The sequence below is a fragment of the Streptomyces sp. NPDC002520 genome, assembly GCF_053595235.1.
This window is the reverse complement of the sequence record NZ_JBSFXG010000043.1, coordinates 62,893-72,516: the sequence shown is the minus strand read 5'-3', so window position 1 is coordinate 72,516 and position 9,624 is coordinate 62,893. Positions and strand designations below refer to the sequence as shown.

At 72.5% G+C, this 9,624-nt stretch carries 11 protein-coding genes and 1 pseudogene; 7 read left to right on the top strand and 5 right to left on the bottom strand.

The genetic code is table 11. The annotated features are described in order from the left end of the window. Nucleotides 1–73, top strand: a pseudogene (locus ACWD5D_RS38195) (ATP-binding cassette domain-containing protein); the annotation flags it as partial. Nucleotides 74–412: 339 nt separating this feature from the next. Here ACWD5D_RS38195 and ACWD5D_RS38190 read toward each other — a convergent pair. Beyond that, complete coding sequence (locus ACWD5D_RS38190) at nucleotides 413–1,591, bottom strand: flavin-containing monooxygenase (RefSeq protein ID WP_451377404.1); 1,179 nt, start codon at nucleotides 1,589–1,591, stop codon at nucleotides 413–415. Between the two features lie 238 nt (nucleotides 1,592–1,829). Here ACWD5D_RS38190 and ACWD5D_RS38185 point away from each other — a divergent pair, with 238 nt between their 5' ends. Together ACWD5D_RS38185 and ACWD5D_RS38180 are read left to right on the top strand one after the other, a co-directional pair. Continuing rightward, nucleotides 1,830–2,279 (top strand): DoxX family membrane protein, encoded by a 450-nt coding sequence (locus ACWD5D_RS38185; RefSeq protein ID WP_451377403.1) that lies wholly within the window; start codon nucleotides 1,830–1,832, stop codon nucleotides 2,277–2,279. 102 nt (nucleotides 2,280–2,381) lie between these two features. Then, the gene (locus ACWD5D_RS38180) at nucleotides 2,382–2,789 is read left to right on the top strand and encodes a Zn-ribbon domain-containing OB-fold protein (RefSeq protein WP_451377402.1); all 408 of its coding nucleotides are present in this window, start codon (nucleotides 2,382–2,384) and stop codon (nucleotides 2,787–2,789) included. Nucleotides 2,790–2,826: 37 nt separating this feature from the next. On the opposite strand, the gene ACWD5D_RS38175 is transcribed toward ACWD5D_RS38180, so the two are convergent. Continuing rightward, nucleotides 2,827–3,492: a pyridoxine/pyridoxamine 5'-phosphate oxidase gene (locus ACWD5D_RS38175; RefSeq protein WP_451377401.1), complete on the bottom strand. Its 666-nt coding sequence runs from the start codon at nucleotides 3,490–3,492 to the stop codon at nucleotides 2,827–2,829. A 104-nt stretch (nucleotides 3,493–3,596) separates the two neighbouring features. Beyond that, the gene (locus ACWD5D_RS38170) at nucleotides 3,597–4,769 is read right to left on the bottom strand and encodes a thiolase C-terminal domain-containing protein (protein ID WP_451377400.1); all 1,173 of its coding nucleotides are present in this window, start codon (nucleotides 4,767–4,769) and stop codon (nucleotides 3,597–3,599) included. A gap of 113 nt (nucleotides 4,770–4,882) precedes the next feature. Here ACWD5D_RS38170 and ACWD5D_RS38165 point away from each other — a divergent pair, with 113 nt between their 5' ends. Beyond that, nucleotides 4,883–6,214 carry an acyl-CoA dehydrogenase family protein gene (locus ACWD5D_RS38165; RefSeq protein WP_451377399.1) on the top strand — a complete coding sequence of 444 codons (1,332 nt, stop codon included), beginning with the start codon at nucleotides 4,883–4,885 and terminating at the stop codon, nucleotides 6,212–6,214. Further along, complete coding sequence (locus ACWD5D_RS38160; RefSeq protein ID WP_451377398.1) at nucleotides 6,211–6,699, top strand: nitroreductase family deazaflavin-dependent oxidoreductase; 489 nt, start codon at nucleotides 6,211–6,213, stop codon at nucleotides 6,697–6,699. The genes ACWD5D_RS38165 and ACWD5D_RS38160 overlap by 4 nt, the downstream gene beginning before the upstream one ends. Nucleotides 6,700–6,745: 46 nt before the next feature. Here ACWD5D_RS38160 and ACWD5D_RS38155 read toward each other — a convergent pair whose 3' ends face one another. Next, nucleotides 6,746–7,366 carry a LysE family translocator gene (locus ACWD5D_RS38155; protein WP_451377397.1) on the bottom strand — a complete coding sequence of 207 codons (621 nt, stop codon included), beginning with the start codon at nucleotides 7,364–7,366 and terminating at the stop codon, nucleotides 6,746–6,748. Between the two features lie 82 nt (nucleotides 7,367–7,448). Between ACWD5D_RS38155 and ACWD5D_RS38150 the strand changes: the two genes are divergently transcribed. Further along, nucleotides 7,449–7,901 (top strand): Lrp/AsnC family transcriptional regulator, encoded by a 453-nt coding sequence (locus ACWD5D_RS38150; protein ID WP_451377396.1) that lies wholly within the window; start codon nucleotides 7,449–7,451, stop codon nucleotides 7,899–7,901. Nucleotides 7,902–8,015: 114 nt separating this feature from the next. Here the strand turns inward: ACWD5D_RS38150 and ACWD5D_RS38145 are convergent, their stop codons facing one another. Further along, the gene (locus tag ACWD5D_RS38145) at nucleotides 8,016–8,651 is read right to left on the bottom strand and encodes a TetR family transcriptional regulator (protein WP_451377405.1); all 636 of its coding nucleotides are present in this window, start codon (nucleotides 8,649–8,651) and stop codon (nucleotides 8,016–8,018) included. Between the two features lie 134 nt (nucleotides 8,652–8,785). On the opposite strand from ACWD5D_RS38145, the gene ACWD5D_RS38140 reads away from it, so the two are divergent. After that, nucleotides 8,786–9,508 carry a VOC family protein gene (locus ACWD5D_RS38140; RefSeq protein ID WP_451377395.1) on the top strand — a complete coding sequence of 241 codons (723 nt, stop codon included), beginning with the start codon at nucleotides 8,786–8,788 and terminating at the stop codon, nucleotides 9,506–9,508. Nucleotides 9,509–9,624: the final 116 nt, after the last annotated feature.

Below are 9,624 nucleotides of genomic sequence, written 5' to 3'. Positions count from 1 at the left end.
GCAGACGGTCGCCTTCGTCGGCGAGACCGGCGCGGGCAAGTCGACCCTGGTCAAGCTGGTGGCCCGGTTCTACGGCCGCCGCAGGCGATGACCCGGGCCCGGCGGGAGTCGGTGGTGAGGGTGCCGTGGGTTGATCCAAGCATCGTTCCGCCCGCTCCTGTGTGACAGCGCTGGTCGGCGCTGTGGGACAGCACATTCAACTGACGCAGTGTCAGATTACTGGAACTGACACAGCGTCAGGAACGGGTCGGACGGCAAAGTTACGACGCTTCGTGCATGGGGCCTCACGCACGGCATCACGTGCGTGGCGCCCCACGTGCGACGCCCGCACACCGAGCCTCGCGGACGGCGCCCCACGCACCGCGCCCCACGTGCGCCGCCCCCGCGCACCGCGCCTCGCGGACGGTGCCCGTTACGCGCCCCTCCGGGCGACCGCCTTCGCGATCTTCTCGGCGTCGATCGCCAGCTCACGGAACATGCCGCTGATCGGGTTGGTGTAGCCCTGGAAGTAGAGGCCCGGCGCGCCGTCCGGGGTGCCGGCGCCGTGCGCCACGGGTCTGCCTCGCCCGTCCAGCACCCCGAGATGCCCGACCAGAGCCTCCAGTCCCCGCGCGTAACCGGTCGCCGCGATCACGGCGTCCGGCGCGATCCGGCCGCCGTCGGCGAGGACCACCTTCCCGTCCTCGAACCCCTCGACAGCGGCCACGACCTCCACTTTCCCCGTCCGCACGGCGTCGATCAGACCGACGTCCTGCACGGGGATCGCCCCCTCCTCGACCCTGCTGTACAGCCCGGTGTCCGGGCGGGGCAGCCCCTGTGCCGACAGGTCCGGCGTGCTGACCTTCGCCAGCGGCCGCGCGAGCCGGTCGACCAGCCTCACCGGGAGCCGCCGCACCAGCACGCCCGTGTACTGGGCGGCCCACCCGGCGGTCGAGCGGCGCACGATGTGCGGGATGGTCCGCACGGCCAGCCGGACTCGCGCGGCGCCGCCCTCCACCAGGTCCACGGCGATCTCGGCCCCGGTGTTGCCGACCCCGACGACCAGCACGTCCCGGCCGGCGTACGGCCCGGCGTCGCTGTAGTCGCAGGCGTGCAGGAACTCGCCGTCGTACTCCCCGCGGCCCGGCCAGTCGGGCACGTGCGGGGTGTGGTTGAAGCCGGTCGCGACGACCACCGCGCTGCCCGTCAGCTCCCGCCCGCCCGAGGCGTGCAGCAGCCAGTCCTCCCCGTCCGCCGCCCGGTCGATCCGGAACACCTCGACGCCGGTGACGATCTCCAGCTCGTGGTACTCGGCGTACTTCTCCAGGTAGCGCACCACGTTGTCCCGGGACACCCAGCGCCCGAACCTCCGGGGCATCGCGAGGCCCGGCAGCGCGGACAGTCTGCGCGTGGTGTGCAGGCGCAGCCGGTCGTAGTGGCGCCGCCAGGACGCGCCGACCTGGTCGGCCTTCTCCAGCACCACCGCCCGTACGCCGCGTGCCCGCAGCGCGGACGCGACGGCGAGACCGCCGGGGCCGGCGCCGATGACGTAGACGGGACGGTCGTCGGTGGTCCGCGTCAGGGGTGCGGAGGAGGGGCGGGAGGCTGCCATGAGCGCGAGCGTAATCACGCACCTGGTTGATGGGTCTCGGTCAAGACCGGAATTGGTTGCGGATTGATCACGCCAGTGGGGGGAGTGGGCGGAACCAGTGCTCCAGGAGTCACGGATGTGACGGACTCGGAGGCGGTGCGTGCGAGCGGTGTCCGCATGATCTATCGACGCGGATCGATGCCGGACCTCTCGGTCGAACCTCTCGGCAATCCTCGTTATCTGACGTACCGTCAGATACATGGAGACGATCTGGCTCGACGGCGCGGAGTGGCTCGCGGTGCTGCGCATAGGCCTCGGCCTGTGGTGGCTGGAGAGCTGGCGGCACAAGGACAAGAAGGCCTGGTTCGGGCGTGGGGAGGGCATCGCCTGGGCGGCGGGCGTGGCCGGGAAACACCGGTGGGCGCCGGTACGGGCGGGCTTCGAGGTGGTGGTGAAGCCCCGGCCGAAGCTGATGGCGTACGTCGTCGCCTACGCCGAACTGGCCCTCGGACTCGGCCTGATCCTGGGTTTCCTGACCCCGATCGCCCTGGTGGGCGGCCTGCTCCTGAACGCGGTCTACTTCGTCCTCATGATCCACGACTGGGCGGAACAGGGCCAGAACTCGATGATGGCGCTGATCTCGGCGGCCGGGTTCTTCGGGATGGCCTGGCAGACGTGGTCGGTGGACGCGGCGCTGGGCTGGTTCTGACGGAAGCGGTGAGGTGGCTCTGAGCGGTGAGGTGGCTCTGAGCGGTGAGGTGGCTCTGAGCGGTGAGGTGGCTCTGATGGATGACGCGGTGAGGTGGTTCTGATGGGCGCGGCGCGCTTCGACGTACCGGAGATCGACGAGTTCACCCGGCCCTACTGGGACGCGGCCGCCGCCGGCCGCCTGCTGATCCGCCGCTGCGGAAGCTGCGGCCGGGCCCACCACTACCCCCGCGAGTTCTGCCCCCACTGCTGGAGCGAGGACGTCACCTGGGAGGAGGCGAGCGGCCGGGCCACCCTCTACACCTGGTCCACGGTCCACCGCAACGACCTCCCGCCCTTCGGCGACCGCACCCCCTACGTCGCCGCCGTGGTCGATCTCGCGGAAGGGCCGCGCATGATGACCGAACTGGTGGAGTGCGCGGGCCGGGACGCGTCCGCCGACATGCCCCTCCGCGTGACCTTCCACGACGGAAAACCGGTGTTCAGGCCGGCCGACGGGCCCGGATCATGAGCGGATGCATCCTGGCGGCGAGCAATGGGCGTCGTCCTCACGGCCACAGCAGGGTCCGGCTCCAGCCGAACTCCGTGCGCCGGTACTCCAGTCGTACGTGGCGGCGCTCGGGGTCGCCCTGGAAGAACTCCACCGTCTCGGGGCGGAGCCGGTAGAGGGTCCAGGTCGGGGAGGGTTCCGTGGGGTTCTGCCGGGCCCGGTCCCAGGCGGCGGCCGAGGCCTCGCGCAGGTCGTCCAGCGAGGGCAGGTCCTCGCTCTGCCGGCCGGTGAGGGCCGCCGCGAGGGCGCCGGTCGAGCGGGCGTGCAGGTCGGCCTGGCTCTCCTGGGCCGGCGCGGAGGTCACCGGGCCGCGCACCCGCACCTGGCGGCCCAGCACCGGCCAGTAGAAGGCGAGGGCCGCGTACGGGTGGGCGGCCAGGGCCCGGCCCTTGCGGCTGGTGGCGTGGGTGGCGAAGGACCAGCCGTCGGCGTCGGCGCCGTGCAGCATCACGATCCTGACGTCCGGGTTCCCCTCGGCGTCGGTCGTCGCGAGCGACATCGTGTGCGGCTCCGGCTGGCCCGCCTTCACCGCCTGCTCGAACCAGGTGGTGAACAGGAGCAGGGGCGTGGGTGGCGCGGTGCCGGGCTCGAAGGGCGGCAGCGTCGTCGTCCCCGCGTCCCACACCCGCAGCGACCTCAGAGTCGCGTGGAGATCAGTTCCCATCCCCTCATGCTCACACCTGGCCCAGATCCGACGACACCCACCGCTCCGGCGCCGGCACCGACGCCGGACGTCACGAGCCGTCTTCCCGCGCGGCCCCCGGCCGATCAGTTCCGGCCGAGCACCACCGTCCCGGACGAGCAGAACCAGCCCCCCGTCCCGGACGCCACGCCCAGCCGCGGCAGCTCCCCGTCCCCGCCGCGCACCTGCCGCTCCCCGCCCTCGCCCCGCAGCTGCCGCACCGCCTCCACCAGCAGGAACAGCCCGCGCATCCCGGGATGCTGGGCCGACAGACCGCCCCCGTCGGTGTTCACCGGCAGCTCCCCGCCGCGCACCAGCAGCCGGCCCTTCTCCACGAACGCCCCGCCCTCGCCCTTGGCGCAGAAACCCAGGTCCTCCAGGGTCACCAGGGTCATGTACGTGAAGGCGTCGTAGATCTCCGCGAAGTCGATCTCGGCCGGGCGCACCCCGGCCCGCTCGAAGGCGAGCCGGCCGCTGACCGCCGCCGGGGAGACCGTGAAGTCCTCCCACTCGGACATCGCCGCGTGCGAGACGTGCTCACCGGTGCCGAGGACCCAGACCGGGGCGGTACGGCAGTCCCGCACGTACTCCTCGGCCGCCAGCAGCACCGCCGCGCCGCCGTCCGAGCGGATGCAGCAGTGCAGCTTGGTGAAGGGGTCGGCGATCATCGGGCCGGACAGGACGTCGTCCACCGTGATCGGTTCGCGGAACATCGCCTCCGGGTTCAGGGCCGCGTTGGCCCTGGCCTGTACGGCGACCTCGGCCAACTGCTCGACCGTCGTGCCGTGTTCGATCATGTGCCGGCGGGCCGCCATCGCGTACTTGGCGATCAGGGTGTGGCCGTAGGGGACCTCGAACTGGAGGGGGCCGCGCGCGCCGAAGGACAGGTTGCCCGTTCTGCGGCCCGCCTTGATGTCCGCGCGGGCCGTCGAGCCGTACACCAGCAGGACGGCGTTCGCGTGGCCCGCGGCGATCGCGTCCGCCGCGTGGGCCGCCATCACCTCCCAGGTGGAGCCGCCGACGGAGGTGGAGTCCACCCAGGTGGGGCGCAGGCCCAGGTACTCGGCCACCTCCACCGGGGCCAGCGTGCCGAGACCGGCCGAGGCGAAGCCGTCCACGACGGACCGGTCGAGGCCCGCGTCGGCGAGGGCGCGGCGCGCCGCCTGGGCGTGCAGGGCGTACGGGGTCGCGTCGTCCACCCGGCCGCAGTCGGAGAGGGCCACCCCCGCCACGGCGACTTTCCGGCTCCCTGAGGTCATGAATCTGACGGTACATCAGATTTGGTGAGGCGCGGCAGGGGGCGCGCCCCTGTGCTTCGCCGCGCTCCAGGCCTAATATGACTGCCCGTCAGATCCGGCCGGAGGGATGAGCCATGGACACGCGCCTGACCGCCGAGCAGGAGGGGATCCGCCGCACCCTGCGCGAGCTGCTGAGCAAACGCTGCGGCCCCGAGGAGCTGCGGGCCGCCGTCGAGAGCCCGGCGGGGTACGACCCCGCCCTGTGGTCGGCCCTCGCCGAGCGCCTCGGCCTGCCGGGACTCGCTCTCCCCGAGGAGTACGGCGGCACCGGCTGCTCGGTCACCGAGCTCGCCCTCGCCTGCGAGGAACTGGGACGGGCGCTCGCCCCCTCCCCGCTGACCGCCACCTCACTCCTCGCGGCCCCGCTGCTCCTCGCCCTCGGCACCGACGCCCAGCGCACCGACCTGCTGCCCCGCATCGCGGCCGGAACCCTCACCGCCACCCTCGCCGTCCCCGGGCCCGCCCTCACCACCGCCCTGGCCCTCACCCGCGACAACGAAGGAGAGTGGGCCGGCGGCGGCCGGGCGGGAGGCGTACAGGCCCGGCACGCGGGGGACGGGTGGCGGCTGTACGGGCAGGTCGACCAGGTGCTCGACGGGCACAGCGCCGGACTGCTCGTCGTCGCCGCGCACACCGGAGGGTTCGCGCGGTCCCGGATCCTGCTGTTCCTGGTGGCGGGGGACGCGCCCGGAGTCGTACGGACCCGGCGCACCGCCCTCGACAGCACCCGGCCGCAGGGGCGCGTCCAACTGCGCGACGTGCGGGCCGAGGTGCTGGGCTCGGGCGAGGAGGACGTACTGCCCGCGCTCGCGGCACTCGGCGACACCGTCGCGGCCGTGCTGGCGGCCGAGGCCGTGGGTGCGGCGGAACGGGTGCTGGAGCGGACCGTGGAGTACGTCGGACAGCGGGAGCAGTTCGGGCGGCCCATCGGTTCGTTCCAGGCCGTGAAGCACCGGCTCGCGGACGTGTATGTGGCGGTGCAGGCGGCTCGGTCGGCCGCGTACTACGCCGCGTGGGCCTCTTGCCGCGGTGCCTCGGCCTCGGGGGTGCACCCACCCGCACCACCCGTGCAGCTCTCGTCGCCCGGTGCGGATGGCCCCCTCGGGGCGAACCCGCCGTCGGTGTCTCACGGCCCGTCGTCGGCGCTGGCCCCGGTGGCGCCGGCCCAAGCGAATGCCGAGCGGGTCGGCGGGATCGCGCTCGCGCAGGCGTTGGAGGCGTTGCGGCTCGCGGCCGGGGAGGCGATCCAGTTGCACGGGGGGATCGGGTTCACCTGGGAGCACGAGGCTCACCTGTATTTCAAGCGGGCGGCCGGGGACGAGCTGCTCTTCGGGCCCGTGCACCGGCTGCGGGACCGGGCGGCCGAGCGGGCCGGGCTGTTCGCGTGCAGGGAGGTGGCGGTGTGAGAAGCGACGCCGGCGTGCGGTTCGTGCAGCGGCTCTCCTCCACGCGAGGCTTCGCCAAGGTCGCCCCGCATGTGATCCCGGCCCTCGACCGGACCGTCCACCGGCTCACCCGGGGCCGGTACCTGCTCAGCACGCAGCTGCTGCCCGGGGTGATCCTCACCGCGACCGGAGCGAAGAGCGGGCTGCCCCGCCGCACCCCGCTCGCCTGCATGCCGGAGGCGGACGGGCGCGGCTGGCTCCTGGTCGGCTCCAACTTCGGCCGGACCGAACACCCTGCCTGGACCCACAACCTCCTCGCCCACCCGGACGCCTCGATCAGCTGGAAGGGACGGGACATCGCGGTCACCGCGCGACTGCTGGCGGGGGAGGAGCGGGCAGCGGCCTGGAAGGCGCTGCTGACGTTCTGGCCGCCGTACGCCAGTTACCAGGCCCGGGTGGAACGAGAGATCAGGGTCTTCCGGCTGACGGCGATCGCGACTTCCTGACCGCCCTCCCCGCGGAGCTGACTCCCTGACCGCCCTCCCCGCGGAGCTACAGCGTCGCCAGACGCTCCACCAGCAACACCGCCCCGATCCCCAGCATCGCCGCCCCCGACGTCCGCGTCACCGCCCGAGCCGCAGCCGGCCTCGCGGAGAGCAGCGCACGCGACAACGTGCCGACGGTGAGGTAGACGGCCGCGCAGCAGGCCATGTGGAGCAGGCCCAGCGCCGCCGTCTGGGCGGGGACGGGCAGGTGGGAGCCCCGGAGGGTGAGGAACTGGGGCAGCACGGAGAGGTAGAGCAGCAGCCCCTTGGGATTCAGGCCGCTGATCGTGGCGCCGCGCAGGAAGAGGCGCCCGTCCGTGCCCGGGGTCTCGTCCGCCGCGCCCGGCACCGCCGGGCGGCGCAGCACGCTCCACCCCAGCCACAGCAGGTACCCGGCGCCCGCCACGGTCAGCGCCGTCAGCAGCCGGGGCGAGCCCGCCACCAGGACCGCGAGGCCCGCCGTCGCCAGCACCGTGTGCAGGGCGTACCCGGAGACCAGACCCGCGACCGCGCGCAGCACCGAGCGGCCGCGCAGGGCGGTCGCGATGACGTACGCCCAGTCGGCGCCCGGCACGCACACCAGCAGCAGGTCGACGGCGAGGAAGGAGAAGAGCAGTCCCGAGTCCATGAAGGCGACATTAGGCGCGAATGGTCCGAAGGTGTTCCCGAAGTTTGCCCGTGATCGCGAGATCTGAGCAAAGATCTTCTCCATGGACGACGTGGACCGGAAAATCCTTGCCGAGCTGCAGCGGGACGGGCGGCTGACCGTGACCGAGCTGGCCGCTCGGGTGCGGCTCAGCGTCTCGCCCTGTCACCGGCGGCTGCGCGAGCTGGAGCGCTCCGGCGCCATCCAGGGCTACCGGGCGGTGGTGGACGCGACCGCCCTCGGGCTGAACTTCGAGGCGCTGGTCTTCGTCTCCATGCGCCAGGAGGACCGGGAGACGGTCGCCGAGTTCGAGCGGGCGGTCGGCGAGCTGGATCACGTCCTGGACGCCCAGCGGCTGTTCGGTGAGCCCGACTATCTGCTGCGCGTGGCCACCGCCGACCTCGCCGCCTTCCAGCGGCTGTACGACGAGCGGCTCGCGACCCTGCCGGGCGTGCAGCGGCTCACCTCGACGCTGGTGATGAAGCACGTCGTGAAGGACCGGCCGTTGCCGGCGTGAACCCGCGCCGTACGCGCCCGAACGGGCCCTCACAGCGCCGCAGGCGGTGGTTCACCGGTCGTGAACCACCGCCTGCCAGACAGGACGCGCGCCCCCGGGTGCTGCCCCGGGGCGTTATCTCGTCGGCTTCTTGCCGGTCACGCCCAGGTGCACCAACAGCGCCAGATTCGGCTTGAGTTCGGCCTGCTTCACGCCCCAGGTCTGGAAACCCTTCTGGTGCGCGGCCACGGCCGCGAGCATCGCGACCAGCGAACCCGCGACGGCCGCCGGGTTCACGTCCTTGTCGACCCGGCCCTTGGCCTGCAACTCGGCGATGGCGTCCGAAAGGGAGTTGTTCACCGAGTTCAGGATCTTCATGCGGATCTTGTAGAACCGTTTGTCCCCCTCGGCGGCGCCGAGGTCGACCACGCGCAGGATCGCGTCGTTCCTTCGCCAGAACTCCAGGAATCCGTCCACGAGTTCCTGCGCGGTCTGCCATCCGGCCTTGCCGACCCAGGCACGCCCCTCGAGCAGCTCGGTCAACCCGGCGCCCTCGGTGGCCATTTGCTCGGCGACCTCCAGGACGGCGCCTTCGACGTCCGGGAAGTACTGGTAGAAGGTCGCGGGCGAAGTGCCCGCCTTCCGGGCGACATCGATGACCTTGACGTCCCGGTAGGGGGAGGAGCTGAGCATCTCGCTGAGGCAGTCGAGCAGCTTCTGCCGGGTCGCCTGCCCACGCCGGCCGGCCACGCGGCCGTCGACGGTACGCACTTGTCCTGTCATGCCGTCAGCTTACCGAGGGGTGATCGGAGCGCGATTCGGCCGACTGCAAATGGGGTGCACGGGGGAACCGGGGATGGTGTGGCTGGTCTGCGCGGTGCGCGCGACCCGGCTACTTTGGCGACATGGCCGAAAACAGGGCATCGGTGTACGGAGAGGGCGTCCCGTGCTGGGTGGACGCCCAGCTGTCCGACGTCGAGGCGGGCAAGCGGTTCTACGGTGAGCTTTTCGGGTGGACCTTCGAGGCCGCGTTCGGCTCCTCCGTGCTGGCCCGGCTCGACGGCGAGCCCGTCGCGACGCTGGCCCAGAAGGCGGACGGCCGGCTGCCCACCGTCTGGACGGTGTACTTCGCCACCCCGGACGCCCGGGCGCTCGCCCGGCGGATCACGGCGGCCGGTGGACAGCTCGTGATGGCCCCCACGGAAGTGGAGGACCTGGGCACCGCCGCCCTCGCCGCAGACCCCGGAAGGGCGGTCTTCGGGCTGTGGCAGCCGGGCACCCACCAGGGCTTCGGGCGGCGGCACGCGCCGGGCACCTTCGTCTGGGCCGAGCTGTACACCCGCGACGTCGCCGCCGCGAACACCTTCTACGGCGATCTCTTCCACGACGCCCTGTTCGGCGAGGGCAACGAGCCCGACTTCGGCCGTGCCGACGTCTCCGAGGTCTTCCCGGCAGAGATGCCCCCGCACTTCCTCACCCACTTCCGGGTCGCGGACCTGGACGGCGCCCTCGGGACCGTCCAGCGGCTCGGCGGGCGGATCCAGGTGCCCCCCTTCGTGGCGTCGTACGGGCGGGTGGCCGTCGTCACCGACAATCAGGGGGCGTCGTTCGCGCTGCTGCAGCGGTGAGGGGGCCTCGCCGCGACGGTGATCCGCGCCGGCGTACCGGCGGGGCGGCTGCGCCCTGGCGGTGAAATGGCGGTATTAGGCACGAGACACCCCGATACGTCACCGGGTTCGCAACC

Coding starts and splice junctions, on each gene's coding strand:
- ACWD5D_RS38185 (WP_451377403.1), top strand. CDS start 1,830: ATGGAGACGATCTGGCTCGACGGCGCGGAGTGGCTCGCGGTGCTGCGC.
- ACWD5D_RS38140 (WP_451377395.1), top strand. CDS start 8,786: ATGGCCGAAAACAGGGCATCGGTGTACGGAGAGGGCGTCCCGTGCTGG.
- ACWD5D_RS38190 (WP_451377404.1), bottom strand. CDS start 1,591: ATGGCAGCCTCCCGCCCCTCCTCCGCACCCCTGACGCGGACCACCGAC.
- ACWD5D_RS38150 (WP_451377396.1), top strand. CDS start 7,449: ATGGACGACGTGGACCGGAAAATCCTTGCCGAGCTGCAGCGGGACGGG.
- ACWD5D_RS38170 (WP_451377400.1), bottom strand. CDS start 4,769: ATGACCTCAGGGAGCCGGAAAGTCGCCGTGGCGGGGGTGGCCCTCTCC.
- ACWD5D_RS38155 (WP_451377397.1), bottom strand. CDS start 7,366: ATGGACTCGGGACTGCTCTTCTCCTTCCTCGCCGTCGACCTGCTGCTG.
- ACWD5D_RS38165 (WP_451377399.1), top strand. CDS start 4,883: ATGGACACGCGCCTGACCGCCGAGCAGGAGGGGATCCGCCGCACCCTG.
- ACWD5D_RS38180 (WP_451377402.1), top strand. CDS start 2,382: ATGGGCGCGGCGCGCTTCGACGTACCGGAGATCGACGAGTTCACCCGG.
- ACWD5D_RS38175 (WP_451377401.1), bottom strand. CDS start 3,492: ATGGGAACTGATCTCCACGCGACTCTGAGGTCGCTGCGGGTGTGGGAC.